Raw genomic sequence first — 26,361 nt, 5'->3', positions numbered from 1 at the left:
GGCTGTTGTTGTTACAGGCTTTTTTTCTGTTGGGGAAGCTGTCTGCTTAAATGCATTAAGTCCTGCAGAATATGGGTGCTGCTGCTGTCCAGCAGCACTTTTATATATTGGATATCATGGGAAATGGGAAGAGGGGCTGCTTTGATCTGTTCCAATTCAGCCAGCATTTCGCTGTTCATTCTTTTCTGTTCGCGAATTAAATTTCGAAGACTCTCTTCCGTTACTTGGGCGTTTTCGGGATCTTTCTCCATTTGTATGTCCTCCTTGCATACGGTCAGGCTTTGTTACATATTGTAATCGGTTCGGGGAAAAGATTCTATAGTGAAATCTCTGAAATCAAAAATTACGTATAACGAAGCATGTCCTTAGCATGAAAATGAAACCCGCCCATTCGTCATACGTATGTATAAGGAAGGGTTTTTACATTACGGCACAGGGAGTGTTTTTATTGAACCGAAATCAAGCGATTATCGCATCAATCTGTTATTTCAGCGTGTTTCTCGCACCGCTCATTCTTCCGATTGTGGCTTACTTTGTCGTCGATGAAAAAGAGACGAAGCGGCATGCCATGCGCGCTCTGATTTCCCATATCATTCCGTTTGCGGGATTGCTGATTGTGACCGCGGGTGTTGTCGGCGGATTGATTACGGCTCAGGGGGAGAGTATGGTGCCCGTTTTTGTTATGATAACAGGAGCAGCTGTTTATTTTCTGATCCTCATCGGAATGGTCATTTGGAATATCGTGCAGGGAATTAAGGTGTTACGCCAGGTGTAAGAAAAGTCGGGGGAGGAGTTTTGTATGAAACAGGAGAAAGAACGGATTTTAAAGCTTGTGGAAGACGGCATGCTGACGGCGCAGGAAGCACTGACGCTCATTGAAAAACTGGATCATGAATATAAAGAAAAAGAAGAGCAGATCACCGCATTATCTGCGGAGGTCCAGGAACCTGCGGAAGATTTCGAAAGCGGGGCAAAAGGAAGCCAAAAGCCGTCGCTCGGGGCGAAGCTGTTCGACTGGATTGATTCTGCCGTCAAAAAAGTGAAGGAAGCGGATCTTGATCTGAATTTCGGCCACGCACACGAAGTGCAGCATATTTTTCAATTTAAAGACAGTGAATTCTCGGCCATTGATATGCAGATCGCAAACGGCAGCGTCAATATCGTGCCGTGGGCGGATGAAGATATCAGAGCGGAGTGCCAGGCGAAAGTGTACCGGGCGGACAGTCAGGAGGCGGCGCGGACCGCATTTCTTCAGCACATTGAGTGTGAAGTGAAGGGCAATAAGTTTTTTGTCCGCACGGAAAAGAAAACGATGAAAACCAATGTTACGCTTTATGTTCCCCAGAAAGAGTACGATAAGATAAGAGTGAAGCTGTTTAACGGACCGATCAGAGGGGAACATTTACATGTAAAAGAATTCTCGGCGAAAACGACAAACGGCGTTCTGTCATTCTCTCATTTGACGGCTGATAAAGCGTCGGCGGAAACGGCTAACGGACAAATCAAGCTGGCCGGACATCAATGCGGCGCGATTGAAGCGGAAACGATCAACGGCTTGATTGATTTGCGCGGATCGAGTGAATCCATTGACGTTCAAAGCTTTAACGGCAATATCATGCTTACCGTGACAGCGCCGCACTGCCGCTCCATCTACACGAAAACGACGACCGGAAACGTGGAGATCGCTCTGCCTGATGATTCGGCGGTGAAAGCGGAGCTGAAAAGCAATCTCGGCTCTCTCAGCCATGAGCTGATTGATGCGGAAATTTTAAAGGAAAAGAATGATACCATTCAAAAAGAACTGATGCTGGCATCAAATCAAGGCCATGATCAGCATCTCTCGATTTTCTCAGAATCGTTAACAGGAGCCATTAAGCTCAAGCATACTCAGAGGTGATTGGATGAAAAGACTTTACCGTTCAGAAAAAAACCGTAAAATCGCCGGTGTCGTCGGCGGTTTGGCGGAGTACATCAATATGGATGCGTCGCTTTTGCGCATTATCACCGTTGTATTAGCGCTTGTCACGAGCGGAATCGTGCCGATTGTATATATTATCTGGTGTTTTGTCGTACCTTTAGAAGGAGATTTGAAATAAATGATCAAATGGGCAGTCAGCATTTTAGTAAATGCGTTATTATTAATCGTTATCGCGGGATATTTTGATTCCGTCCATATCAGCAGTATCGGAGCGGCTGTCATCGCCAGTGTGATTCTTTCTGTGTTAAATGTGCTGATCAAACCGATCATCGTCATATTGACATTGCCCGTCACGGTTGTGACCCTCGGCCTCTTTCTGTTTGTCATCAACGCCATTACGTTAATGATGACCGCAGCCTTGATGGGAGACAGCTTTCAGATTGACGGGTTCGGCACCGCCATTTGGGCATCCGTCGTGCTGTCCGTTTTCCACTTGCTGATTCAAAAAGGCATATTGGAGCCGCTTAGAAAAGGGTAAAAAACGAGCTGTCCCGAGAGGGCAGCTTTTTTATGTGCGGTTTACATAAGCGGCGGCCTCCTGACGCAACATAATGCATAGGGAGGTAATGAGATGAAACTTGTGATGACGCTCTTTTTTCTGATTGGTTTGCTTTGTGTAAGTCCTTCTGCGGATGCGGCGCGCAAAGAATCGGCAATCCCCGTGAATCAGCAGGAATTCGGACAGCCGCCTCATTACATACCGCTTCTGGAGAATCCTCCCCAAATCGAAGTAAAGGCGGAAATGAAAAGAAACCTGTTCATACAGGCTCATGTACGGAATGCTGACTATCAAGCGTTTTCGGCGTTTCTTTTTTATAAACAAAGCAATGAGCTGGGGTTTAAAATGGTGCCGATGGAGCCCGCGCCAGGCGCAATCCGGCTGTTTACGGCCCAGGTTTCAAAGCGGGATATCTGGAATGGAGAATTGGAATATTACCTCGTATTCACCAACGGCAGACAGCGGGCGGAATCGGAGAAAAAGCGGCTGAAGCTGGACGGCTATCAAGCCGATTTGAATCATATTCCCGAGCTGATGATTACGGAGCTTGCGGTTGATACGAAAAATGAAGACGGCGCTGATGCCTATGAATTTATCGAGGTGTATAACACGACGGACAGACCCATTCATTTTAAAGACTATCACATCCGCTACCGCTATCCGAAGGAAGGGCCGGAATCAGATATGATATGGAGGCCGAAAGAAGATACCGTCATTCCGTCAGGCGGGACTTACGTGTTTTGGCTGAGACGCGCCGCATCAGAACTGACGATAGATGATTTCAATCGCTATTACGGGACACGCCTGAAGGAGGGAGAACATCTCGCCGTCATCGAAGGGACGGACGGAATGTCCAACGGCCGCCCGCGTACGGTGGTGCTGTCGGCAAATACCGGAAAGGGTATCGCCTCAGCGCATTACCGGAAACACGCTTTCCGCCGGCTGACTTCTTTGCTGTACAAATATCCGCTGAACGGAACGGGAGAATTACTGAGGATCTCCACGAGCGAGCATAAGCCGTCACCGGGCTCTGTTTTTCAGGCGCAGATCCCGCAGCAGAAAAGGGTGATAAAACCTGACAAGGAAAAACCGGTCATCGAAGACCTTACAGACAGAAAGCCCGTCCGGCCCGCTGAAAGCATTGAATTAAAGGCTGACATAAAAGACAAAAACCTTGTCAAAACAGCCGCGTTTTATTACCGGACCAATGAGAAAAAACCATTCAAACGAATTCTGGCCGAAAAAGACCGCAACGACAGCTTATACCATCACATTCTTTATTCCCCGGAACTGCTCGGCCAGGATCAGCTTGAGTATTATATCGCAGCCAGTGATGGAGAAAATGAAGCAAAAACGCCCGTCAAGATGATTGACATTGAACAGACGAGCAAATCACACGGACTCAGAATGAATGTTGAACCCGAAGATACGATATCCGGCACCTATCTGCTCAAAGCGACTTCCGACGTCAGCCCCGATAAGATCAAGCTGTGGATTGACGGCAAACGGCAGGAGACCCGGCCGGCCTTGGAAAAAGAAGTCTATTTCGCCTTCGATGCCCGGAAAACGAATCTTTATTTTCAAAACACCGTCATGATGGAAAACGAGGTGCTGCACATTTTTGACGATCCGTCTCACCGCTACAGAACGCACTCGGTTCTCCTTCCGGAACGTCTGCTGCAAAAAGGGGGCAAAACACAGAAAGTATCCATCCGTTCGGGCTCAAAGGTTTCTCCGTATGACACGGGAGAGAATCGGGATGATTTTGTCGTGAAACATGCCCGTCTGGTGCTTTCGGACGGAACGGTGATCAAAGACGGGAAGACGGATCCGGCTGAGCAGCTGTTTATCGGTGACGGCAGGCGGGCGAATCAGCAGAAGACCTTCTCATTCAGCCTGCCGGATCACTTGTTTACGTCACGGCTGCTGCCGTGGAATACGGCGAAGCTTTCTGAAGGCTATCACCACATTTTTGTTAGCGACGGTGAGGAGCAGCTGAGCCAGTCTGTGCGGGTGGACAATACGGGGCCGAAGATTGTCCCGAATATTAAAGAAGGCGCGGCGCTGAAAGGTAATGTTGAGCTGAATGCGGACATCCGTGACAAATGGAGCAAAGTGGAAGAGGTCAAAGCGTTTTTGGACGGAGAAAGCATTACGCTCCCGCATCACACGTCATCAGCCGATCTTAAGCCCGGAAAACATACCCTTACTATCATTGCGGCAGACCTTGCCGGAAATGAAACAACCTCCGTCCGCACCTTCCATATCAAACGGGAGGAGCCGAACCAGCCGGAGCTTGCTGATCAAAAAATCGGCGCCCACAAAGCAAAGCTGTCCGTCCGGGTAAAAGACCCGACGAAGGATGACATGAATGTATCATTTTACCGGGGCTTCCGTTATACCGCGCGGAATCCGGGCAGCGTGAAAGTGTATAAACACGCCTCATTAACGGAACCGCCGAGGGGCATAAAAGAAAATGAAATGCCGTTTACCCTGCCGGAAATGAACCGCATCTCGGCAAATGACGGAAAAACCGTTTCGGCGGAAAGTATGGAGCGTTTTCCTTATCACCGGTTCGAAGTCTCCGTTGACCCGTCTATCGACGAAACGGATCTGGCCGAGGCGGTCTGGAAAGGAAGCTCTCTGCCCGGCCGAAAGGTAACCATGTATATTTGGAATTACCGGACAAGCCGCTGGCAGGAGGCGGACAGCGTCCTTGCCAAAGATAAAAAGCCGTTTACATTAAAAGCCGCCGTTTCCGCAGCGGATGTGGTGAAGAACTCAAAAATGAATGTCATCGTGCAGGATCAAATACCTGCGAAAGGCAATTATACGTTTGTCTGGATGTCGGATACACAGTATTACGCACAAGGGCACCCGCACATTTTTGACAAAATGACGGAGTGGATCAAAGAAAATAAGGAAAAGCACAATATTAAATATGTCTTTCATACTGGTGATATCGTCGATGATTCAATGGTGATGAAACAGTGGAAAAACGCCGATCACTCCATGCGGACGCTTGATAAGGCGGGGATTCCGTACGGAGTGCTTGCCGGCAATCACGACGTCGGCCATAAAGACGGCACATACCGAACCTTCGGGGATTTCTTCGGGAGCCGCCGGTTTGAACAGAACATGCATTACGGCGGATCATACAAAAATAACCGCGGGCATTATGATCTGCTGTCGGCAAGCGGGAACGATTTTATTATGATTTATATGGGCTGGGGCATTGGGGAACAAGAGATTGACTGGATCAATCAAGTGCTAAAGAGGTATCCGGACCGAACCGCCATCTTATGCTTTCATGAGTACTTGCTTGTGAGCGGAAATCGAAGCCCGATCGGGGAAACGATCTATCGAAAAGTCGTCAAGCCGAATCGCAATGTGGCGATGGTATTAAGCGGCCATTACCATAACGCCATGAAAAAAACCGATGCGCTTGACGATGACGGGGACGGAAAACCGGACCGCCTCGTCCACCAAATTCTGACCGACTACCAGGACGGTCCGGAAGGGGGACAGGGCTTTATGCGCATGATGCAATTCGATCAGGCCGCCAATCAGGTTCACATGTTCTCCTACTCGCCGTACACGGATGACATCAATTACTATGACACCGATCTGTTCGCTGATAAAGACGAATTCTCAGCAGAAATGGATTTACAGCCGAAGAGGAAAAGGGTGGCGACCGATTATTTTGAATGCAACGTCTATACGAACGAACTGCTCGGTCATAAAAAACACGTAAAAAGCGGAAAAACCGCAAATTGGATCTGGGACGGCCTGCAGCCTGATTCCGTTTATTACTGGTACACCGTCGTTAAGGACCCGTACAACGGCAAAACAATATCACCGCTGTGGATGTTCAAAACGGGAAATACGCCGTATCGCCCGGCTCCGGATCAGTTTGATTTCAGGCATGCCTCAAACCCATAACGAAAAAAATACAGCCTGCTGATCGCTCAGAAGAAAATTTGACGGTCAGCAGGATTTTTTCTGTACGTAAATGGCGGCGCCCTGCTGTAATAAGTGCTTTTGACTTTTTTATGTCCCTTTTCTATACTAAAATCGATTGGTTTTCGTAATATGCAGGAGGAAACATAATGAACAGTAAAACCGGGACAAAAGAAAGAATTATTCAAACCTCTGCATATCTTTTTCAGATTCAGGGATACCATGCGACTGGTTTGAACCAAATTATAAAAGAGAGCGGAGCACCCAGAGGGTCTGTGTATCATCACTTTCCAAACGGAAAAGCAGAACTCGCCATTGCGGCGATCAAATATACGGGAAGATGCGTTGAAAAGCAAATACAGAATAGTATGTCTCAATTCGCGGACCCTATAGAAGCGATTCAGCACTTTATTCATGTAACGGCTGAACAGTTTAATGATCCGCAGAATATTGAGGGCGTGCCGGTTGGATTGCTGGCGGGTGAGACCGCTCTGATCAATGAAACGTTAAGATGCACATGTGTTGAGGTGTTCAAGAAGTGGACGGATGTGTTTGCGGCAAAATTTCTTGAGCATGGGTTTGAACAAGAGGAAGCGGAGAAGCTCGGGGTGACAATCAACTCGATGATTGAAGGCGCAATCATGTTTTCGCTGGCTCATAAAAACAAAGAACCGCTGCTGCTGATTTCAAAGCAGGTTCCGTATATTGTCCAAAACAGAGGGTAGCATTTTATTACTCTCTTCTTTATAAAAATAGATACCAGAACCCCAGCCTCTCCGTTTTGACAGAGTCATAGAGAACATTCACCGGCTTGATTTGAAAATGGCAGATCAAAAAAACATCTCCAACCCGTAACGGTTGGAGATGTTTCATTTCACCCTGTCCATATAATGCACGAATGTGTAGCGGTCGCCTCTGTAGGCGGATTTGACGTGCTCAAAGGCAGTGCCGTCCTGCAGATAAGTGGTCCGCTTGATATAGAGGACGGGGGCGCCGGGCTGGATACCGAGCAGCTCAGCTTCTTCCTCGGAAGCGGCTCCCGGTTCAAGCTCTTGTTTTGCCCGTGAGATCGGCATCTGATTGTACGCTTCAATATGCTCATACATGGATGATTGAAAATGGGAGGCGTCCAGTTTTCCCGCCTTGTCAAACGGGATGTACGAGGCTTCAATCGCCATCGGGATATCATTCGCCAGCCGGACGCGGATGATTTTATGAAGCGTTGCCGGATAGCCGCATCCCAGGATAGAAGATAATTCTTCCGTCGCCTGAATCAGCTGGTATTCGGCAAGTCTGCTCCCCGGCTTCATGCCCCGGCTTCTCATATCTTCCGTAAAGCTTGTCAGCCCTTGAAGCGGCTGTTCCATCTTCAGTTTGCTGACGAACGTTCCCCGGCCTTTCTGCCTGTATAAAAATCCTTCATTCACCAGATTGGAAAGCGCCTGGCGCACCGTCATTCGGCTGATGCCGAATTGTTCGGCGTATTCCCGCTCCGACGGAAGCAGCGCATCCGCTTTCAGCTCGCCGTTTTTGATTTGTGTTTTTAATTGTTCCATAATCTGAAAGTAAATCGGAATCGGAGATTGTTTATCAATCTGCATAGGTCAAATCCTTTCAATCGCCGCCCGCAGCCTTTTCATCAATCAAGACCGTCACATCCGGATGCGCGTGCAGGGCGGAGGCGGGGAATGCTTCGCTGATGCGCCCGTCCAGAAGCTGCTTCACCGCGTGGGCCTTGCTTTTTCCGGATGCCATGATCAAAATCCGTTTGCCGGACAAAATCGTCCCGATCCCCATTGTCAGGGCTTTTACAGGGACTTGATCAATTGACGGAAAGTACCGCGCATTCGCCTGTCTTGTCTCTTCATTCAGCTCAACAACATGGGTTCGGGATTCAAATGGCGTCCCGGGTTCATTAAAGCCGATATGGCCGTTGTGTCCGATGCCTAAAAGCTGTATATCCGCTCCGCCGAGTGTTTGAATCAATCGGTCATAGCGTCTGCATTCGGCATCAAGATCGTCTGCCCGTCCGTCAGGGAGAAAGTGGCGGTCCTTTCGGCTGTCGATATGTGCAAAAAAATGTGTATTCATATAATAATGATAGCTGTTTTTGTCCTCGGGAGAAAGCCCGGCGTATTCATCAAGGTTGATCGTCGTGACATTTCGGAATGACAAGCCCTCTGAGCGGTGCATCCGCACAAGTTCTTTGTATACGCCTTCAGGAGTGCCCCCCGTCGCAAGGCCGAGAACGGCATCCGGCTTTTGTTTCACTGTTTCAGCGATAATCGATGCGGCTTTTTCACTTAATTCTTCATAATGTCTGCATGTGATAACGTTCATGTCCAATCAGCCTCCCTTGAGATATATGCGGTGTTTCCGCGGCAAATCGTGGCCAGCACGCCGCACTGTCCGTCCGTCAGAACAACGTCGGCGTCTTTTCCTTCGGCGATGCTTCCTTTACGGTCGAATATGCCGAGGCGGCGGGCCGCATTTGCCGATGTCATATTTGCTATATCCGGCCATGAGCAGTTTGTAAACCTGCGCATGAGCGCTGCGCCTTCATTCATTTTTAAAATGGAACCGGCCAGCGTCCCGTCAGAGAGAAGCGCCGTGTCCCCGCGAACGGTGACTTTTTGTCCGCCGAACTCGTATTCTCCGTCCTTAAGCCCTTTTGCCCGCATGGAGTCTGTAATCATGATCAGGTTTTGGCTTCCTTTCGCCAAATAGGCAAGCTTAACGGCCAAAGGATGGGAATGAATGCCGTCAGTGATCAGCTCCGCCGTGATGCGGCCGCAGGCGAGAGCCGTACCGATGCCCCCCGGCTCACGGTGATGAAAGGAGCTCATGGCGTTGAAGAGGTGCGTCATATGCACCGCCCCGGCATCCGCCGCTTTTTGTAAAAGCTCGGCTCCTGCGTCTGTGTGTCCCATTGACGGGATGATGTTTTGGTCTTTTAAATAACGGATCAGGCTGAAATCAGGATCTTCTTCCGGCGCAAGCGTCACGATTTTGATCATCCCTCCCGAGAGCCGCTCCCATTTCTGAAAGAGCCCGGCATCAGCAGGAGTAATCCATTGTTTCGGCTGTGCTCCCGCCTTTTTCGGAGAGACAAACGGTCCTTCTAAATGAATGCCGATCAACTCAGCGCCTTTTTGGGCCTGCGGTGAGGAAGACGCCCATTTTTTGGCGTTGACGAGCGCTTTTTCAATGTTTTCGTGCTGCTGTGTGATCGTTGTCGCTAGAAAAGAGGTTGTTCCTTCTTCGGGCAGCCGGGCGGACATTGTATCAAGAGCTGCAACATCAGCATCCATCGTATCCGCGCCGTATCCGCCGTGAATATGAATATCAATCATTCCGGGAAGCGCATACGAGCCCGCGGGCGCCTTCCATTCCTTCTCATACGTTTCTTGCGGTCTTGTTTTCCCCGCGTAAGAAATGATGCCGTTCTTTATACCGAGAAATCCGTTTCGGATGATTTCTTCTTCTGTTACGATGTCCGCACCGCTGATTAACAAGCTTTCAGCCACTTTAAAACACGCCTTTCTGGTTAGTTGTTAGTTTTATTTTACTCCTTTTCAGACTAGTTATCTAGACCAGTTATGCCGGAATTGTATAAATCTGTTTTGGTTCAGACGGTAAAGTGATAAAATATAACTGTTCAAAGCTCGGAACATCCCAGAACAGGAGGAACATATCTTGGCAAAGGTTCGGACCAAAGACGTAATGGAGCAGTTCCATTTAGAATTGATCAGCGGAGAAGAAGGGATTAACCGCCCGATTACGATGAGTGATTTATCACGGCCTGGTATTGAAATCGCCGGTTATTTTACATATTACCCGAGAGAACGGGTGCAGCTTTTAGGAAAAACGGAGCTGTCATTTTTCGATCAGCTTCCCGAGGAAGATAAGAAACAGCGGATGAAATCGCTGTGCACCGATGTGACGCCGGCTATCATACTTTCCAGAGATATGCCGATCCCGCCGGAGCTTGTAGAAGCTTCCGAGCAAAACGGCGTGCCTGTGCTCAGATCCCCTCTGAAAACAACCAGGCTGTCAAGCCGGCTGACGAATTTTCTTGAGAGCCGTCTCGCGCCGACAACGGCCATTCACGGCGTACTTGTGGATATATACGGCGTCGGCGTGCTCATTACGGGAAAAAGCGGCGTCGGTAAAAGTGAAACGGCGCTGGAGCTTGTCAAACGAGGCCATCGTCTTGTCGCGGATGACTGCGTTGAAATCCGGCAGGAGGATCAGGATACCCTTGTCGGGAACGCGCCTGATCTGATTGAGCATCTGCTCGAAATCAGGGGGCTCGGCATTATAAATGTCATGACGCTGTTCGGAGCGGGCGCCGTCAGAAGCAATAAAAGAATTACAATCGTCATGGACCTTGAGCTTTGGGAGCAAGGGAAACAATACGACCGTCTCGGACTTGAAGAAGAAAAAATGAAAATCATTGATACGGAAATTACAAAACTGACCATTCCTGTCCGCCCGGGGCGGAATCTCGCCGTTATTATCGAAGTTGCAGCGATGAACTTCAGATTGAAGCGGATGGGCTTAAATGCTGCCGAGCAATTCACGAATAAGCTGGCGGATGTCATTGAGGACGGCGAACAAGACGAATAGGAGTTGGCAATGATATGAATGAAGCAGGAACACCAATCAATCCGATTGCCTTTCAGCTCGGGCCATTATCCGTGCACTGGTACGGAATCATTATCGGCGCGGGCGCGTTATTAGGGCTTTGGATGGCCATGAGGGAGAGTGAAAAGCGGGGGCTGAAAAAGGACATTTTTATTGATCTTGTTCTTTTCGCCATCCCGATCGCAATCATTTGCGCAAGGGCATATTATGTGCTTTTCGAGTGGAGCTATTACTCGGAACACCCCGGGGAAATCATTAAAATTTGGAAAGGCGGCATCGCGATTCACGGCGGATTAATCGGCGCAATCGCGACGGGAATCGTCTTTTCAAAAATAAGAGGCATCTCATTCTGGAAGCTGGCGGATATTGCCGCGCCGAGTATTCTGCTTGGCCAGGCCATCGGGCGCTGGGGGAACTTTATCAACCAAGAGGCTCACGGTGAAGCGGTCAGCCGGTCATTTTTGGAAAGTCTGCATCTTCCGGATTTCATCATTAATCAGATGTACATAGACGGACAATATTATCACCCGACGTTTTTGTATGAATCGCTGTGGAGTTTTGCGGGCGTCGTGATTCTGCTTCTGCTCCGCCGCGTGAACCTGCGCAGGGGCAATCTGTTTTTGACGTATGTGATCTGGTATTCGATCGGCAGATACTTTATTGAGGGAATGCGGACGGACAGCCTGATGCTTACGAGCCAGCTTCGGATCGCGCAGGTCATTTCCATTGTGCTGATTGTACTTGCGTTTATTTTAATGATTTTCAGACGCATGAAGGGGTATGCCGATCAGCGGTATGCCGACACGGACTGACGTCTGAAATCGGAAAGGACATAAGATGACTGATAAACGTGTAACCGCCATTTTATTTGATCTCGACGGCACGCTGATTGACACGAATGAACTGATTATCGCTTCTTACCTTCATACGCTTGATCATTATTGCCCGGGGCAGTTTAAAAGGGAAGATGTGCTTCCGTTTATCGGCCCGCCTCTGTATGAAACGTTTTCAGGCATTAATGCTGAAAAGTGCGATGAGATGATCAGCATGTACAGAGCATTCAACCATGAAAAGCACGATGAGCTCGTCACGGAGTACGAAACGGTTTATGAAACGCTGGATGAATTGAAAAAAGCGGGATATCGGCTCGGGATTGTCACCACAAAGCTGAGGGATACAGTCAATATGGGATTGAAGCTGACAGGCATCGGGGCGTTTTTTGATACTGTCGTCACGCTTGATGATGTAAAGCATCCGAAGCCTGACCCCGAGCCTGTGCGGCTTGCGCTCAGCCGGCTTGGGTGCGATCCGTCGGAAGCCATAATGGTCGGTGACAATTATCACGATGTCATGGCGGGAAAAAACGCCGGCACGAAAACAGCCGGCGTCGCGTGGACGATTAAAGGCGCACAGACGCTTTCCGCCTATGAACCCGATTATATGCTCGAGAAAATGAGTGATTTATTGCACATCACCGGAGTGAAGTAATCCGTGAGAAAAACAGACCGCCATCCGGTTTCAGGTGCAAATTCATTGTGGCATGTTTATCAGACGGTTCCCTTTCTGAAGGTGATGAAAAATTTCATCATCATTCAGATCGCAAGGTATACGCCGTTTTTAAGCGTGAAAAACTGGCTGTACCGAACCTTTTTGAAAATGAATGTCGGAAAACAGACGTCATTCGCGCTGATGGTGATGCCGGATATCATGTTTCCCGAAAAAATCACTGTCGGAAAAAACAGTATCATCGGCTACAATACGACGATTTTGGCTCATGAATATTTAATACATGAGTACCGGACCGGTTTTGTCACAATCGGTGACGAGGTGATGATCGGGGCAAACACAACCATTCTGCCCGGCGTCACCATCGGGAGCGGAGCCGTTGTATCAGCCGGCACGCTGGTGCACAAAGATGTCCCGGCCGGGGCGTTTGTCGGAGGAAATCCGATGAAGCTGATCTATACGCACGAAGAAATGAAAAAACGAATGGAAAACCCCGCTGATTAACGTCAGCGGGGTTTTTTTATGACTTGATCACAATGGCCTGGCTGCCCATCTGCTTCCAGGCTTTTTCAAAGTCAGACCGATCTGTTTTTCTGTTTTTATAGCCGTAAGGATCATTGACGTATACATAATCGTGATCATAACCGGTAACGGCTACGCTATGCATGCTGAACGTAACGTCGATCTTTCCGTTCGGCGTATTCCAAGTCTGCATATTATCAACCGGCTTAAAGGATGTGGTGGTAATCACCCAGACCGGCCGCCCTTTTTCAAGCTGGCGGTACACTGAAGAAATGTCTTTTCCCGTCAGATCGTATACTTTGTTTCCCGCATATTCTTTGGCAAGTTTATCAATCGGCTCATGATAAACGCCTAAACCCGGGCCGTTTTCCATATCTCCGGCAAATCCTTCATTCGGATCTCCCTTCAGCCCGCTGCTGTATGTGAGCGGAACTTTATTGATTTTATCCGCCAATGTATTTTTTGACACATGATATCCGGCATTGTTCAAAATCATGGCAAGGCTTGTCACCTCACAGCCATTGTAAAGTCTGGGAGAATCCATCTGTCTGTACAGAACGACATTCAGCGGTGACGCGCTCCCTTTTAACGGTGTTTTCTCATCAGGCTCGTCGGACTGCTGATTGAAAAAATTCAAATGAATATCGTTTGTATAGATGTTATATCCCAGATAGACAAGGACGGCTGTCAGAATCAGCACACATAATGTTCCAAGCGTCTTCATTATCAATTCTTCTCCCTTGTTTCTGTTGAAGCTATTCTATGTATTATAGCACTTCTGCTCAATATGATTCGATCGTTCCGATATGTTTACAGGTTTGTTCATTCTTTAGCCATGTTTATGGAAAAGAATAGGCGGACATTGGGCGTTGCAATTCATTCTTTTATCTGCTAACATATTATCATATTAGCGAACTAAAGGATTCGGAATTTTCCTTCAGACAAAGCGGAGGTGTAAAAGGCAAATGTTTATGTTTGAGAAACCGCATGGCATGAGAGATACGCTGCCCGGTTTATACGAAGCCAAGAAAAAAGTCCGTTCCACACTGACGGATTTAATTGATAAATGGGGTTATCAGTTTATGGAGACGCCGACCCTTGAATTTTATGAAACAGTAGGCGTCCAGTCAGCCATTGAAGAACAGCAGCTGTTTAAGCTTCTCGATCAGGACGGAAAAACGCTTGTGCTTCGGCCTGACATGACCGGACCGATTGCCAGGGTGGCGGCGTCTAAGCTGCACAAACACAATCATCCGCTCAGAGCGGGGTACGCGGCAAGCGTCTACCGCGCTCAAGAGCGGGAAGGCGGACGTCCGGCCGAATTCGAACAGGTCGGCGCGGAGCTGATCGGCGACGGATCAACAAGCGCGGACGCCGAGGTGATTGCGCTGGCGGCCGGCGCTTTGAAAAACGCGGGATTGCACCGGTTTAAAATCGCGATCGGCCATGCCGGACTCGCTGATGAGCTGTTTGTCGAGGTTCTGGGCAATGCTGAGCGGGCGGATGTTCTGCGGCGCTTTCTCTTTGAAAAGAATTACGTGGGATACAGGGAACATGTCAAATCGCTTCCGCTCTCTTCAATAGACAAAAGCCGGCTGCTCGCACTTCTGGAATTGCGAGGCGGGAAAGAGATCTGCGCCAAAGCGGAGGAGATCATCGGCATCTCTGGACAAAGCTTGATTCAGGAGCTGGAAGACCTGTGGGACATTCTTGAGGATTACGGATGTGCCGAGCATATTCGCCTTGATCTGAATATGGTAAGCCATATGAGTTATTACACGGGAATTTTATTCGAAGTGTATGCGGCAAATGTCGGTTTTGTCATCGGAAGCGGCGGACGCTATAACAATCTTCTCGGCCATTTCGGCAGTCCCGCTCCCGCCACGGGTTTCGGGCTCCGTATCGACAGGCTGATTGAAGCGCTCGGCATCCAGGAAGAAACTAGTGAAGCGGACGCCGTGATTTTCAGCAAGGAGCAGCGGGCGCAGGCCATTTTATTCGCGGAGGAAGAAAGGGCGAGAGGCAGAAAAGTCGTCCTGCAGGATCTGGCGGGCATTGAAAATATCGATCATATGACAAAATCATTCGCAAACGTCACATACTTTATCGGTGCCAGAAAGGAAGAGCAGAATGGGTAAGGTACTCACAATGGCAATGCCAAAAGGACGGATATTCGAAGAAGCGGCCGGGTTGCTGCGGCAGGCCGGGTACAGGCTGCCCGAGGAGTTTGAAGAATCGAGAAAGCTGATCATTGACGTTCCTGAAGAAAATCTCCGCTTTATTCTGGCAAAGCCGATGGATGTCACGACTTATGTCGAGCATGGCGTCGCTGATGCCGGTATTGCCGGAAAGGATGTCATGCTTGAGGAAGAGCGTGACGTGTATGAGGTGCTCGATCTGAAAATCAGCAAATGCCATCTCGCCGTTGCGGGGCTTCCCGGAGCGGATTGGAACGGAGTCGCCCCGAGGATTGCGACGAAATATCCGAATGTTGCGTCAAGTTATTTCAGAGAGCAGGGCGAGCAGGTGGAAATCATTAAGCTGAACGGTTCGATTGAATTGGCGCCTTTAATCGGGCTTGCTGACAGAATCGTAGATATCGTATCAACCGGGCGGACATTAAAGGAAAACGGTCTCGTTGAATCAGAACATATTTGTGACATCACATCGCGTTTTATCGTCAATCCGGTCAGCTACCGCATGAAGGATGATGTAATCGACGAAATGGCGGCCAGGCTGGCCAGGGTCGTGGAAGGAGAAACGGCACAATGAAAATAACCGCAGTAAAAAGAAGCGAGCGGTTCTCACTGAAGCGTTCCATCGACAGCGGAACCGAAGAGCAGCGGAAAACCGTCAGGGGGATTATTGAAGACGTCAGACAAAACGGTGACAAAGCCGTTTTGGCCTATACAAAAACATTTGACGGCATCAGCCTGAACCAAATGGCCGTGAGTGCAGAGGAAGTCATCGAGGCGTACCGTCTGCTTGATGATCAGCTGCTGGAAGTGATCAGACAGGCGATTGCCAATATTAAAGAATATCACGAACGTCAGCTGCAATCCTCGTGGTTTTACCATCGCAAAGACGGCTCGATGCTCGGGCAGAAAATAACGGCGCTCGATTCCGCGGGCGTATACGTGCCGGGCGGGACGGCCGCTTATCCGTCTTCCGTTTTAATGAATGTCATCCCCGCTCTCGCTGCGGGAGTGGAACGGATCGTTCTCGTCAGTCCTCCGGGAAAAGACGGCCGCCTTTCGCCGGGCGTTCTGGCGGCGGCGTCTGAGCTCGGCATAAAGGAAATTTACAAAGCGGGAGGCGCGCAGGCGATTGCCGCGCTCGCTTACGGAACCGAAACGATACAGCCTGTTGATAAGATCACGGGCCCCGGCAATATATTTGTAGCACTCGCGAAGCGCGAAGTCTTCGGCGTTGTGGATATTGACATGATTGCCGGGCCCAGTGAAATCGTGGTCCTGGCAGACGATACGGCGGTGCCCAAAGAAGTCGCTGCTGACCTGCTTTCACAGGCCGAACACGATACGCTCAGCTCAAGCGTGCTTGTCACCGACTCACGGAAGCTTGCCGAAGCCGTATCAGATGAGGTGGATAAACAGCTTCAGACGCTGCCGCGCAAAGAAATCGCCGAAGCGTCGATCAAGGATCACGGCCGCATTTATATCGCGGAATCGATGGAAGATGCAGTGGACACGGTGAATGCGCTGGCGCCCGAGCATTTAGAAATCATGACGCATTCGCCGGAGGCTTTGCTTGGAAGCATCAGACACGCGGGGGCGATTTTCTTAGGGCGATACAGCGCTGAACCGGTCGGCGATTATTTTGCCGGACCGAATCACGTTTTGCCGACAAACGGAACGGCGCGGTTTTCAAGCCCGTTGAATGTAACAGATTTTCAAAAGAAATCGAGCATCATCTCATACAGCCGGAAGGCATTTGAAACGCACGCGGACAGCATTTCCGCCTTCGCGAGACTGGAAGGGCTTGAAGCGCACGCAAGATCGATTGAAGCGAGAAACGGAGGAATGACCGATGAGAAAAGCGGAACGCGCCAGAACAACAAATGAGACCGATATTAAGCTGGCTTTCGAAATAGACGGAGAAGGAAAAGCCGACATCAGCACGGATGTGCCGTTTATGACTCATATGCTTGATTTGTTCACAAAGCACGGGCAATTCAATTTAACTGTTGACGCAAAAGGCGATACGGAGATAGATGATCACCACACGACTGAAGACATCGGCATCTGCTTAGGGCAGGCTTTTTTGGAGGCGCTCGGTGATAAAAAAGGGATCAAACGGTACGGATCAGCGCTGGTACCGATGGACGAAGCGCTCGCCCAAGTCGCCGTAGACCTGAGCAACCGGCCGCACCTTGAGATGCGCGCTGCATTTCCGCAAGCGAAAGTCGGAACGTTTGATACTGAGCTGGTACATGAATTCTTATGGAAACTGGCGCTGGAAGCGAGAATGAATCTGCACGTCATCGTTCATTACGGCACGAATACGCATCATATGATAGAAGCCGTGTTTAAGGCGCTTGGCAGAGCGCTGGACGAAGCGTCATCCATTGATCCGCGTGTCAAGGGTGTGCCGTCTACGAAAGGAATGCTGTAAATGATCGGTGTAATTGATTACGGTATGGGCAATTTATTCAGCGTGTCGAAGGCGCTGGAACGCGTCGGTGTCCCGTATGTCGTATCAGACCGGCCGGAAGAGCTTGAAAAAGCGGATGCTTTTATTCTCCCCGGTGTCGGATCATTCAGTGACGCCATGGACAATTTACGCAGCGCGAAGCTTGATCAATTCATACACCGTATGGTTGACGAGGGGAAGCTGTTCCTCGGCATCTGCCTCGGCATGCAGCTCATTTTCGAAGAAAGCACCGAAAACGGCTCTGCAAAAGGACTCGGTTTATTAGCCGGAAAAGCTGTGAGACTCAAAGACAGAGATGCCGAAGGAAACAAGCTGAAGGTGCCGCATATGGGCTGGAACCGGCTGACGTTTCACCAAACGTCTCCTTTGCTTTCGGAAGCGGAAGAAGGCTTCGTTTACTTTGTCCATTCCTATTATATAGACGGGATGGAAGACGGCGATCTTCTGGCAAGCGCTGAGTACGGCGTTCGTGTTCCGGCCGTCGTCGGGAAACGCAATGTCTTCGGTGCACAGTTTCACCCGGAAAAAAGCGGTACGGCCGGAATGTCGATCTTAACGCAATTTACAAAAATGGCAGCGGAACAGAAGGTGAAGAAATGAACGCTTTTACATTATATCCGGCAATCGATATGAGAAACGGCAAATGCGTCCGCCTCATCCAAGGCGATTACGGCAAGGAAACGATATACGGTGACTCTCCTTTAGACATGGCGGCGCAATTTGCAAACGAAGGCGCCGAATGGATTCATCTCGTGGATCTTGACGGCGCGAAAGCAGGCAGGAAAGTAAACGACAGGCATGTTCTTGACATCGCGCGGCAGCTTGATGTCAAAGTCGAGATCGGCGGCGGGATCCGTTCTGAAGCGGATGTGTACGGTTATTTATCACAAGGTGTTGATCGCGTTATTCTCGGCAGCTCGGCTGTTTCCGATCCGGCATTTGTGAAGAGCATGCTGAAACAATACGGCGGCAAAATCGCGATCGGTCTTGATGCAAGGAACGGATATGTCTCGACGGAAGGCTGGCTGGAAACATCCTCGGTAAGGGCGGCCGATCTGGGCCGTGAATTGGCGGCCGAAGGGGCGGAAACCTTCATTTTCACGGATATTGCAACTGACGGCATGCTGTCAGGACCGAACATCGAAAGCACCGTTCAGCTCGCAAAAGCAACGGGAAAAACCGTCATCGCTTCAGGCGGAGTCAGCTCAGTCGCCGACCTCAAAGCACTGGCCCGCTTCAAAGACGCCGGCGTATCGGGAGCGATTATCGGAAAAGCGCTGTATACAAAACAATTTACATTGGCCGAAGCGCTCAGCGGGGTGAAGGACGCATGATCACGAAACGAATCATTCCGTGTCTCGATGTGAAAGAAGGCCGCGTCGTCAAAGGCATTCAATTTCTCGGGCTGAAAGATGCGGGCGATCCTGTCGAGCTGGCCGAAGCTTACGACAGGGAGGGCGCTGACGAACTTGTTTTTCTCGACATTTCCGCCTCTCACGAAGGCCGCAAGACGATGACGGACGTCGTAGAACAGGTTGCGGCAAAACTGGCGATTCCGTTTACAGTCGGCGGCGGAATTAATCAATTAAGCGATATGAAACGAATGCTTCGCGCCGGCGCTGATAAAGTATCCGTTAATACAGCGGCCGTTCTCCGCCCCGAGCTGATTACGGAAGGAGCGGATTTTTTCGGCTCGCAATGCATCGTAGCGGCGATTGACGCAAAGTATGACGAAGATTCGGATTGCTATAAAGTGTACACACACGGCGGCAGACAGAAAACCGAGTGGGAAGTCACGACCTGGGCAAAAGAAGCCGTCAGCCGGGGAGCGGGTGAAATCCTGCTGACAAGCATGGACGCAGACGGTGAGAAAACAGGCTTTAATCATACGCTCACACAGCTTGTCACACGTGCCGTCCCGGTGCCCGTCATTGCGTCAGGGGGAGCCGGCAGCGCGCGCCATATGCTTGAAGCCTTCACGATCGGTGAAGCGGACGCCGCGCTTGCAGCTTCCATTTTCCATTACAAAGAGACATCTATAAAAGAAGTGAAAGATTATATGAAGAAACACGGGGTGAATGTGAGATGAAACGGGCAGATGAACTGCGGTTTGACGAGGCCGGACTGATTCCCGCCATCGTACAGGATGCGGCAAGCAAAGAAGTACTGACACTGGCTTATATGAATCGTGAATCCTACGAAAAAACGATAGAAACGAAAGAAACCTGGTTTTACAGCCGTTCACGCGGGGAGCTGTGGCATAAAGGAGCGACGTCGGGGAATACCCAAAAGGTGAAAGCCATCCGCTATGATTGCGATCAAGATGCTCTTGTCGTGCTTGCGGAGCCCTCAGGACCCGCATGCCATAAGGGAAGCTACAGCTGCTTTTCTCCGGAAAAAGCGGACGCGCAGGATCGTTTCGGCATCTTAAATGAACTGGAAAGCGTAATCGCCAAACGGCAGGCGGAGATGCCTGACGGAGCCTACACAACGTATCTGTTTCGGGAAGGCGTCGATAAAATCCTCAAAAAAGTCGGCGAAGAAGCCGCAGAGGTTATTATCGCCGCGAAAAACCGCGACCATGAAGAATTAAAATGGGAAGCGGCGGATTTGCTGTATCATTTGCTCGTTCTTCTGCGTGAGCAGTCGCTTCCTTTGGACGACGTGCTTGACGTTCTTGCAAAACGCCATTCAGCATCTGAGTAAAACAAACCTCACGGAGAGATCCGTGAGGTTTTTAATCTGTCAAACTTAAACATTCAATTAAATATTCCTTATTTCCGCAACCGGAGGCAGATGAATTTGATAATATTGACTAATAGAGTTTATTTTGGTTTTTATTAAAAATATACGTTTTGTTCATATTCCGTTCATGCACATCCGTTATAGTATAAACAGTGATATAGGAGGAAAACATATGCCGAATAAACAACCAAAACCTAAAGGGAAATTCAGCTCATTCTTTTCATTAGTCAAAAAAACAAAACCATCATACGGTATGCTGGCCTTCGCGCTGTCTCTCAGTATTGTGACAACGCTCGTCAGCCTGCTGATTCCGCTGTTGACAAAGCAGCTCGTTGACGGCTTTTCCATGTCGTCGCTGTCAGGCGTGCAAATCGGAATCATCGCAGCCGTGTTTATCGTACAGGCCGCATTAAGCGCCTACGCCACCTACGCCCTGAACTACAGCGGCCAGAAAATCATCTCGGGACTGCGTGATTTGTTGTGGCAGAAATTAATTAAACTGCCCGTCTCTTATTTTGACAAAAACGCCACGGGAGAAACGATCAGCCGTGTCACCAATGACACAATGGTGGTAAAAGAGCTGATCACAAACAATATCAGCGGATTTATTACCGGAATCATTTCTGTTATCGGGTCACTGACGATCTTATTTTTCATGAACTGGAAGCTCACATTGCTCGTGCTGATCGTCGTGCCGCTGGCTGCGGTGATTTTAGTGCCGATCGGCCGGAAAATGTTTAAAATTTCTCGGGAAACACAGGATGAAACGGCGAGATTCACCGGATTATTAAACCACATCCTCCCGGAAATCAGGCTTGTAAAAGCGTCAAACGCTGAAGAAGCGGAATACGGACGCGGAAAAGCAGGCATCATGGCACTCTTTAAACTCGGGCTGCGTGAAGCGAAGGTGCAGTCGCTCGTAGGCCCGCTTATTACACTTGTATTAATGGCGGCGCTGGTCGCTGTCATCGGGTACGGCGGGATGCAGGTGTCATCCGGTGAATTGACAGCCGGCGCACTCGTTGCCTTTATTCTGTATTTGTTTCAGATCATTATGCCGATGGGCCAGATCACTTCATTTTTCACACAGCTTCAAAAATCCGTCGGCGCAACGGAACGGATGATTCATATTCTTGCAGAAAAAGAAGAAGATATCCAAACCGGAAAAGCCATTGAAAACGCGGATCAGCCGATTAAGCTCGAACAAGTCTCATTCGGCTACAAAACAGATCAAACCATCTTAAAAGACATTACGGCTACGATTGAGGCCGGCAAAGTCACCGCGATCGTCGGACCGAGCGGCGGCGGAAAAACAACGTTATTTAAGCTGCTTGAACGATTCTACAATCCGACTGCGGGCAGCATCCTGCTCGGAAATGAACCGATTGATGCGTATTCCCTTGAGTCATGGCGGGAGCATATCGGCTACGTGTCGCAAGAAAGCCCGTTAATGTCAGGCACCATCCGCGACAATATCTGCTACGGATTAAAACGCGAGGTGACTGATGAGGAACTGAGGCAAGCGGCTGACATGGCCTACGCCCTGCAATTTATTGAAGACTTACCGAAGAAATTTGAAACCGAGGTCGGTGAGCGGGGAATTATGCTGTCAGGAGGACAGCGCCAGCGCATCGCCATTGCCAGAGCTCTCCTTCGTAACCCGAGCATTCTGATGCTTGATGAAGCGACATCAAGTCTGGACAGCCAATCTGAAAAATGGGTGCAGCAGGCGCTGGAAGTTCTAATGAAAGGCCGCACCACGATTGTGATTGCCCACCGTTTATCCACGGTTGTGGATGCAGATCAGCTTCTCTTTGTCGAACAGGGTGAAATCACCGGACGGGGCACACACCATGAATTAATGGCATCCCATTCGTTGTACCGCGATTTTGCGGAGCAGCAGCTGAAGCTGAATGCCGACTTAGAAAACAAAGCTGTGTAAAGCAAGACTTTATGAATCAAAAGCAGCTGAAAAAGCTGCTTTTTATTTTGCAGCCGGAGTCCTGTTCATACGGGTGTACGGTCGGTAACGATGAAGAGCCAAGCCATAAGCGTGTATGCCGGTACAGGAGACAATGAAAAAATTCGGTTTATAAACATCATGTCGATTCATGAAAAGAAAAAAGGAGAAGGAGGGATTTTCATGGCTGTCATATTGGTTGCGGATGATGACCGCCATATCCGTGAGCTTGTCCGCCTTATGATGGAGCAGAGCGGTTTTGACGTCGCAGAAGCGGAGGACGGGGAAGCGGCGGTGCGGCTGATCGAATCAGCACCTATAGATCTCATCATACTGGATGTGATGATGCCGAAAATGGACGGGTTTGAAGTCAGTAAAGCCGTCCGCAGCTTTACGGACATTCCGATTTTGATGCTGACGGCAAAAGGCGAAACGCTGGACAAAGTGCAAGGTTTTACTTCCGGAGCGGATGATTATCTCGTCAAACCGTTTGAGCCGCTTGAGCTGGAAGCAAGGGTCAAAGCATTGCTGAAACGGTACCGGATCACCGCTGAAAAACTGCTGACCATCGGAACGGTCACATTAGATAAGCAATCCCGCACCGTAACTCGCGGCGGCGGAGCGGGATTGACATTGCCCCGGCGTGAATTTGAGCTTTTATTTAAGCTCGCCGGTTATCCGAATAAGACGTTTTCAAGAGAACAATTAATAGAAGATATTTGGGGCTTTGATTATGAAGGTGACGAGCGTACCGTTGATGTGCATATTAAAAGGCTGAGAGAACGGTTTCCGGAAAAAGACTATCCGTTTGCCATCCATACGGTGCGGGGGCTCGGGTATCGGTTTGTGGTGACAGGATGAAACGGATCTTCAGAACGGCTGGAAAAATCATCATCCTTCTCACCGTCACCGCATTCTTATGGCTGGCGGCTCACCTGATTGTTCAGGGATTCGGTCTCATATGGCCGATTTTGCTTGTGCCGTACGCCGAGCAGATTCTGACGCTTTGGCTTGTTTTCGGCCTGCTGTTCGTAACGATGTTTATTTTTTCAAAGTCAGCACGTGAAAGACATCATGCGATCTGGGATTCGCTGACCGCCACGATCAAGCAAATGTCGAGCGGCAACTTCACAGCGGCCGCTTCCCGGAAAATGGAGAAGATTGAGCGGAACCATCCCGTGACGAAATTGGCTGATGAACTGTCGACACTCGCCGCGGAACTGAGTGAAATGGAAAAACTGAAACAAGAATTTATTTCGAACGTTTCCCATGAAATCCAAACCCCGCTCACTTCATTAAAGGGCTACGCGCACCTTCTGAAAAAACCGGATTTATCATATGAGGAGCGGGGGCGCTACTTACACATCATCGAAACAGAAACAGAACGATTATCAAAAATCAGTGAAAATCTGCTGAAGCTCACTGCGCTCGAACGCCAAACCGAACCGATACAAAAAAAACCGTTCCGCATTGACAAACAGCTGCGGCGCACCATATTGACCTGTGAGCCTGAATGGTCCGCCAAACAGATTGAGTTTCTCATTGATTTACAGGAGTCGTATGTGTACGGAGATGAAGCGCTGCTCAGCCAAGTATGGATGAATCTGATTCACAATGCCGTAAAATTTACCGGTGAAGGCGGCCGCATTTCCGTTAAAATTGCAGATCTGCCGGGAGCGGCGGCTGTCGAAATCGCCGACGACGGAATCGGAATGGAGCCTGAACAGGCGGAGCGTGTATTTGAACGGTTTTATAAAGCGGACAAGGCGAGAAACGAAGGAGGAAGCGGGCTCGGCCTGTCCATCGCCCAAAAAATCGCAGAGCTGCACGGCGGTTCGATAGAGGTTGAGAGCAAGCGCGGCGAAGGAACCCTTTTCCGTGTCATTCTTCCAGCCGAGCCTCGTGAAAAAAACAGCTAAAATCTGGTCGAACCAGCCAGTAAAAAACGAAGCCGATCCTGTCTTTTGAACTATTGAGGCGAAACCGTTTTATGGTATACTACTGACGGTAATACGTATAAAACGGAGGATATTTGTGGGAAAACACACTTCTGAACAGAAAAAGCACGCGCAAATTGTCCAGCTGCTTCAGGATGGACAATATTTTTTTCATAAAGGCTTAAAAGCATATAAAGAGCGGAATTTAAAGCGGGCCAGCAAACTGATTCAGCGGGCCGTCCACCTCGAGCCGAATGATTCCGAAATGCTGTCCCGGCTGGCCGTCATTTATTCTGAAATGGGCCACTACCAGCAGTCAAATGAGCTGTTCGACTTTATTTTGGTGAACCTGAAAGAAGAAATGCCCGAGTGTCATTACTTTAAAGCGAATAATTTCGCGCATTTGGGGCTCTTTCAGGAAGCATACAAAGAAGCAGCGGCTTATTCAGATGCCGATCCGGACGGGGAATTCAGCGAAGAAATTGAAAATCTGATGGAGCTTTTGGATTTCGGTGAAGCGGGTGAAAACGAATCGCTCTATGACCAGGATGAGCTGCTGATCAGGCAGGATCGGGCAAAAGCGCTTCTTGAGAGCGGCCAGCTTCATGAAGCGGTTGTCATGCTTGAAGAGATTACGGCCGATTACCCCGAGCTTTGGTCTGCATACAACAACCTGGCGCTCGCTTACTTTTACTCAGGCAATGTCACAAAAGCGAAACAAACGGTATTCGAAGTGCTTGAGAAAAATGAAGGCAATCTCCATGCCCTGTGCAACCTCCTTGTATTCTGCTATTACGAGAGGGAAAATGAAAAAGTCGGAGAATTGAGCGGAAGACTCGCCAATGTGTATCCGATTTTATTCGAACAGCGCTATAAGCTGGGGGCGACGCTTGCGCTTGTCGGCAGACATGATCTCGGTTATAAATGGCTCCGTTCTCTTTACAAAAGCGGATTCGAAGGCGACGAAACGTTTTATTACTGGCTGGCCGCCTCAGCCTACGGGACAGGCCGCACAGAATTTGCGGAAACCATTTGGAAAAAGGCCGAAGCCGAATTTCCCGAATCAGATCGGCCTGCGCCTTGGGCGGAGCGGCAGGAACCGCTGCCTGCTTCACTTGAACAGCGGCTTGCCGCCTATTATATCAGCAGCGCTGAAGGAGAGCGGAACCAGCTTGAAAAAGTTCTGACGGCAAAACGCGCCGTTTCACCGTTTGAACAAGATTTCGTCAAACTGCTGCTTTCCGGTGAAAAAGGCGCTTCAGGCGTCTCCGGTGATGCGCTGTTCACGTATCGGACGGTCAAGCTGCTGGAGAAAGCGGAAGCCGACAGTTTAAAAACTGACGTCATGAGCTGCTGGGTTTTTCACGTCATTCAGCACATCCGCGCCGCCGCAGCCGTACAGAATGAGCGGGCATGGGCCGCAGCCATCGCATATGTATGGAAAGAAGCAAACGGCGAAAAAACGACGAAAAAAGAAACGGCCGCCGTTTACGGTATAACCCCGGCAACACTTTCGAAATACATCAGACAAATAGATGATATTTTAGAATAAAACCGATTCTTTCTATATAAAGAGTCGGTTCTTTTTTTATCAGAAAGGGGCAAAACAGAACTTTACCGCCGAAAAAAGAGGTATTCATACGTATTTTTTTGCTTTTCGAATCGAAATCAGGCCGTAATCACCGTTTATTTTGCAAAATATGAGATTTGCAATCACATTGAAATATAACTGTAATAAAAATTGTCGAAACATGATGGTATAATGAGTCTCGTACATAAGAGATTAGTTTATTTTACATGTGCTGTATAATCTATACCAATTTAAAAGATTTAAAGATTCATACATAAAAATCATCAGCCTCACGGGTTTGTGAGGGAGCGTAACTTTGATGTTCATAATAGAATTCCAAATGAGAACAGGTTTAAAGTAAAAGGG

General features: G+C 49.2%; 27 protein-coding genes. 22 read left to right on the top strand and 5 right to left on the bottom strand.

Going from position 1 to position 26,361, the window contains the following annotated elements:
- Positions 1-11: 11 nt before the first annotated feature.
- Positions 12-251, bottom strand: a complete 240-nt coding sequence (locus GNE05_RS17895) for a hypothetical protein (protein ID WP_003151443.1) — start codon at positions 249-251, stop codon at positions 12-14.
- A 197-nt stretch (positions 252-448) separates the two neighbouring features.
- Between GNE05_RS17895 and GNE05_RS17890 the strand changes: the two genes are divergently transcribed.
- The 6 genes from GNE05_RS17890 (at position 449) to GNE05_RS17865 (ending at position 7,162) form a co-directional block, all read left to right on the top strand.
- On the top strand, positions 449-775 hold the full coding sequence (locus GNE05_RS17890; RefSeq protein WP_003151444.1) for a hypothetical protein: 327 nt from the start codon (positions 449-451) through the stop codon (positions 773-775).
- Between the two features lie 24 nt (positions 776-799).
- Positions 800-1,897 carry a DUF4097 family beta strand repeat-containing protein gene (locus tag GNE05_RS17885; RefSeq protein WP_007407448.1) on the top strand — a complete coding sequence of 366 codons (1,098 nt, stop codon included), beginning with the start codon at positions 800-802 and terminating at the stop codon, positions 1,895-1,897.
- A 4-nt stretch (positions 1,898-1,901) separates the two neighbouring features.
- On the top strand, positions 1,902-2,096 hold the full coding sequence (locus tag GNE05_RS17880) for a PspC domain-containing protein (RefSeq protein ID WP_003151448.1): 195 nt from the start codon (positions 1,902-1,904) through the stop codon (positions 2,094-2,096).
- Positions 2,097-2,456 carry a phage holin family protein gene (locus GNE05_RS17875; RefSeq protein ID WP_014418984.1) on the top strand — a complete coding sequence of 120 codons (360 nt, stop codon included), beginning with the start codon at positions 2,097-2,099 and terminating at the stop codon, positions 2,454-2,456.
- Between the two features lie 93 nt (positions 2,457-2,549).
- Entirely contained in the window at positions 2,550-6,419 is a 3,870-nt protein-coding gene (locus GNE05_RS17870) for a metallophosphoesterase (protein ID WP_160183050.1), read from the top strand.
- Positions 6,420-6,586: 167 nt separating this feature from the next.
- Positions 6,587-7,162, top strand: coding sequence for a TetR/AcrR family transcriptional regulator (locus GNE05_RS17865; protein ID WP_007614041.1), 576 nt, complete (start codon positions 6,587-6,589; stop codon positions 7,160-7,162).
- 144 nt (positions 7,163-7,306) lie between these two features.
- Here GNE05_RS17865 and GNE05_RS17860 read toward each other — a convergent pair whose 3' ends face one another.
- Genes GNE05_RS17860 through nagA form a run of 3 tightly spaced genes read right to left on the bottom strand, consistent with a single transcriptional unit; the run spans position 7,307 to position 9,964 of the window.
- Positions 7,307-8,038 carry a GntR family transcriptional regulator gene (locus GNE05_RS17860; RefSeq protein WP_012118554.1) on the bottom strand — a complete coding sequence of 244 codons (732 nt, stop codon included), beginning with the start codon at positions 8,036-8,038 and terminating at the stop codon, positions 7,307-7,309.
- Positions 8,039-8,051: 13 nt separating this feature from the next.
- Entirely contained in the window at positions 8,052-8,777 is a 726-nt protein-coding gene (gene nagB / locus GNE05_RS17855; RefSeq protein WP_160183049.1) for a glucosamine-6-phosphate deaminase, read from the bottom strand.
- On the bottom strand, positions 8,774-9,964 hold the full coding sequence (nagA, locus tag GNE05_RS17850; RefSeq protein WP_160183048.1) for an N-acetylglucosamine-6-phosphate deacetylase: 1,191 nt from the start codon (positions 9,962-9,964) through the stop codon (positions 8,774-8,776). Before nagA ends, nagB begins: the two co-directional genes overlap by 4 nt.
- Before the next feature lie 169 nt (positions 9,965-10,133).
- On the opposite strand from nagA, the gene hprK reads away from it, so the two are divergent.
- Genes hprK through GNE05_RS17830 form a run of 4 tightly spaced genes read left to right on the top strand, consistent with a single transcriptional unit; the run spans position 10,134 to position 13,094 of the window.
- Positions 10,134-11,066, top strand: coding sequence for an HPr(Ser) kinase/phosphatase (gene hprK / locus GNE05_RS17845; RefSeq protein WP_003151456.1), 933 nt, complete (start codon positions 10,134-10,136; stop codon positions 11,064-11,066).
- A gap of 14 nt (positions 11,067-11,080) precedes the next feature.
- Positions 11,081-11,896 carry a prolipoprotein diacylglyceryl transferase gene (lgt, locus tag GNE05_RS17840; RefSeq protein ID WP_060562505.1) on the top strand — a complete coding sequence of 272 codons (816 nt, stop codon included), beginning with the start codon at positions 11,081-11,083 and terminating at the stop codon, positions 11,894-11,896.
- A gap of 25 nt (positions 11,897-11,921) precedes the next feature.
- Positions 11,922-12,572: a pyrophosphatase PpaX gene (gene ppaX, locus GNE05_RS17835; protein ID WP_043020609.1), complete on the top strand. Its 651-nt coding sequence runs from the start codon at positions 11,922-11,924 to the stop codon at positions 12,570-12,572.
- A 3-nt stretch (positions 12,573-12,575) separates the two neighbouring features.
- The gene (locus GNE05_RS17830; RefSeq protein WP_077722911.1) at positions 12,576-13,094 is read left to right on the top strand and encodes an acyltransferase; all 519 of its coding nucleotides are present in this window, start codon (positions 12,576-12,578) and stop codon (positions 13,092-13,094) included.
- Between the two features lie 16 nt (positions 13,095-13,110).
- Here the strand turns inward: GNE05_RS17830 and GNE05_RS17825 are convergent, their stop codons facing one another.
- Positions 13,111-13,836 (bottom strand): C39 family peptidase, encoded by a 726-nt coding sequence (locus GNE05_RS17825; RefSeq protein WP_012118548.1) that lies wholly within the window; start codon positions 13,834-13,836, stop codon positions 13,111-13,113.
- A 241-nt stretch (positions 13,837-14,077) separates the two neighbouring features.
- Here GNE05_RS17825 and GNE05_RS17820 point away from each other — a divergent pair, with 241 nt between their 5' ends.
- The 12 genes from GNE05_RS17820 (at position 14,078) to GNE05_RS17765 (ending at position 25,977) form a co-directional block, all read left to right on the top strand.
- Positions 14,078-15,250, top strand: coding sequence for an ATP phosphoribosyltransferase regulatory subunit (locus GNE05_RS17820; RefSeq protein ID WP_007407436.1), 1,173 nt, complete (start codon positions 14,078-14,080; stop codon positions 15,248-15,250).
- Positions 15,243-15,884 (top strand): ATP phosphoribosyltransferase, encoded by a 642-nt coding sequence (gene hisG, locus GNE05_RS17815; protein ID WP_012118547.1) that lies wholly within the window; start codon positions 15,243-15,245, stop codon positions 15,882-15,884. Before GNE05_RS17820 ends, hisG begins: the two co-directional genes overlap by 8 nt.
- Entirely contained in the window at positions 15,881-17,194 is a 1,314-nt protein-coding gene (gene hisD / locus GNE05_RS17810) for a histidinol dehydrogenase (RefSeq protein WP_160183047.1), read from the top strand. Before hisG ends, hisD begins: the two co-directional genes overlap by 4 nt.
- Positions 17,160-17,744, top strand: coding sequence for an imidazoleglycerol-phosphate dehydratase HisB (hisB, locus tag GNE05_RS17805; protein ID WP_007614023.1), 585 nt, complete (start codon positions 17,160-17,162; stop codon positions 17,742-17,744). Before hisD ends, hisB begins: the two co-directional genes overlap by 35 nt.
- Entirely contained in the window at positions 17,745-18,383 is a 639-nt protein-coding gene (hisH, locus tag GNE05_RS17800; protein ID WP_160183046.1) for an imidazole glycerol phosphate synthase subunit HisH, read from the top strand. It abuts the gene before it with no gap.
- Positions 18,380-19,117, top strand: a complete 738-nt coding sequence (gene hisA / locus GNE05_RS17795; protein ID WP_015418302.1) for a 1-(5-phosphoribosyl)-5-[(5-phosphoribosylamino)methylideneamino]imidazole-4-carboxamide isomerase — start codon at positions 18,380-18,382, stop codon at positions 19,115-19,117. The genes hisH and hisA overlap by 4 nt, the downstream gene beginning before the upstream one ends.
- Positions 19,114-19,872: an imidazole glycerol phosphate synthase subunit HisF gene (gene hisF / locus GNE05_RS17790; protein ID WP_160183045.1), complete on the top strand. Its 759-nt coding sequence runs from the start codon at positions 19,114-19,116 to the stop codon at positions 19,870-19,872. The genes hisA and hisF overlap by 4 nt, the downstream gene beginning before the upstream one ends.
- Positions 19,869-20,489: a bifunctional phosphoribosyl-AMP cyclohydrolase/phosphoribosyl-ATP diphosphatase HisIE gene (hisIE, locus tag GNE05_RS17785; RefSeq protein WP_007407429.1), complete on the top strand. Its 621-nt coding sequence runs from the start codon at positions 19,869-19,871 to the stop codon at positions 20,487-20,489. The genes hisF and hisIE overlap by 4 nt, the downstream gene beginning before the upstream one ends.
- Before the next feature lie 211 nt (positions 20,490-20,700).
- Positions 20,701-22,470 (top strand): ABC transporter ATP-binding protein, encoded by a 1,770-nt coding sequence (locus tag GNE05_RS17780; RefSeq protein WP_012118541.1) that lies wholly within the window; start codon positions 20,701-20,703, stop codon positions 22,468-22,470.
- A gap of 201 nt (positions 22,471-22,671) precedes the next feature.
- Complete coding sequence (locus tag GNE05_RS17775) at positions 22,672-23,349, top strand: response regulator transcription factor (RefSeq protein WP_160183044.1); 678 nt, start codon at positions 22,672-22,674, stop codon at positions 23,347-23,349.
- Positions 23,346-24,407, top strand: coding sequence for a sensor histidine kinase (locus tag GNE05_RS17770; protein WP_007614006.1), 1,062 nt, complete (start codon positions 23,346-23,348; stop codon positions 24,405-24,407). Before GNE05_RS17775 ends, GNE05_RS17770 begins: the two co-directional genes overlap by 4 nt.
- A gap of 115 nt (positions 24,408-24,522) precedes the next feature.
- A complete protein-coding gene (locus GNE05_RS17765) occupies positions 24,523-25,977 on the top strand; it encodes a tetratricopeptide repeat protein (RefSeq protein ID WP_160183043.1) in 1,455 nt (484 codons plus the stop codon).
- The last annotated feature ends 384 nt before the right edge of the window (positions 25,978-26,361 follow it).

This window comes from Bacillus sp. AM1(2019), assembly GCF_009906915.1.
GTDB lineage: Bacteria > Bacillota > Bacilli > Bacillales > Bacillaceae > Bacillus > Bacillus velezensis.
This window is presented reverse-complemented; position numbering and strand designations above follow the sequence as displayed.

What these genes read in the sequence shown, in the direction of transcription:
- GNE05_RS17895 (WP_003151443.1), bottom strand. Translation starts at nt 251, where the DNA reads ATGGAGAAAGATCCCGAAAACGCCCAAGTAACGGAAGAGAGTCTTCGA.
- GNE05_RS17885 (WP_007407448.1), top strand. Translation starts at nt 800, where the DNA reads ATGAAACAGGAGAAAGAACGGATTTTAAAGCTTGTGGAAGACGGCATG.
- GNE05_RS17880 (WP_003151448.1), top strand. Translation starts at nt 1,902, where the DNA reads ATGAAAAGACTTTACCGTTCAGAAAAAAACCGTAAAATCGCCGGTGTC.
- GNE05_RS17875 (WP_014418984.1), top strand. Translation starts at nt 2,097, where the DNA reads ATGATCAAATGGGCAGTCAGCATTTTAGTAAATGCGTTATTATTAATC.
- GNE05_RS17870 (WP_160183050.1), top strand. Translation starts at nt 2,550, where the DNA reads ATGAAACTTGTGATGACGCTCTTTTTTCTGATTGGTTTGCTTTGTGTA.
- GNE05_RS17865 (WP_007614041.1), top strand. Translation starts at nt 6,587, where the DNA reads ATGAACAGTAAAACCGGGACAAAAGAAAGAATTATTCAAACCTCTGCA.
- GNE05_RS17860 (WP_012118554.1), bottom strand. Translation starts at nt 8,038, where the DNA reads ATGCAGATTGATAAACAATCTCCGATTCCGATTTACTTTCAGATTATG.
- nagB (WP_160183049.1), bottom strand. Translation starts at nt 8,777, where the DNA reads ATGAACGTTATCACATGCAGACATTATGAAGAATTAAGTGAAAAAGCC.
- lgt (WP_060562505.1), top strand. Translation starts at nt 11,081, where the DNA reads ATGAATGAAGCAGGAACACCAATCAATCCGATTGCCTTTCAGCTCGGG.
- ppaX (WP_043020609.1), top strand. Translation starts at nt 11,922, where the DNA reads ATGACTGATAAACGTGTAACCGCCATTTTATTTGATCTCGACGGCACG.
- GNE05_RS17825 (WP_012118548.1), bottom strand. Translation starts at nt 13,836, where the DNA reads ATGAAGACGCTTGGAACATTATGTGTGCTGATTCTGACAGCCGTCCTT.
- GNE05_RS17820 (WP_007407436.1), top strand. Translation starts at nt 14,078, where the DNA reads ATGTTTATGTTTGAGAAACCGCATGGCATGAGAGATACGCTGCCCGGT.
- hisG (WP_012118547.1), top strand. Translation starts at nt 15,243, where the DNA reads ATGGGTAAGGTACTCACAATGGCAATGCCAAAAGGACGGATATTCGAA.
- hisD (WP_160183047.1), top strand. Translation starts at nt 15,881, where the DNA reads ATGAAAATAACCGCAGTAAAAAGAAGCGAGCGGTTCTCACTGAAGCGT.
- hisB (WP_007614023.1), top strand. Translation starts at nt 17,160, where the DNA reads ATGAGAAAAGCGGAACGCGCCAGAACAACAAATGAGACCGATATTAAG.
- hisH (WP_160183046.1), top strand. Translation starts at nt 17,745, where the DNA reads ATGATCGGTGTAATTGATTACGGTATGGGCAATTTATTCAGCGTGTCG.
- hisA (WP_015418302.1), top strand. Translation starts at nt 18,380, where the DNA reads ATGAACGCTTTTACATTATATCCGGCAATCGATATGAGAAACGGCAAA.
- hisF (WP_160183045.1), top strand. Translation starts at nt 19,114, where the DNA reads ATGATCACGAAACGAATCATTCCGTGTCTCGATGTGAAAGAAGGCCGC.
- hisIE (WP_007407429.1), top strand. Translation starts at nt 19,869, where the DNA reads ATGAAACGGGCAGATGAACTGCGGTTTGACGAGGCCGGACTGATTCCC.
- GNE05_RS17780 (WP_012118541.1), top strand. Translation starts at nt 20,701, where the DNA reads ATGCCGAATAAACAACCAAAACCTAAAGGGAAATTCAGCTCATTCTTT.
- GNE05_RS17775 (WP_160183044.1), top strand. Translation starts at nt 22,672, where the DNA reads ATGGCTGTCATATTGGTTGCGGATGATGACCGCCATATCCGTGAGCTT.
- GNE05_RS17770 (WP_007614006.1), top strand. Translation starts at nt 23,346, where the DNA reads ATGAAACGGATCTTCAGAACGGCTGGAAAAATCATCATCCTTCTCACC.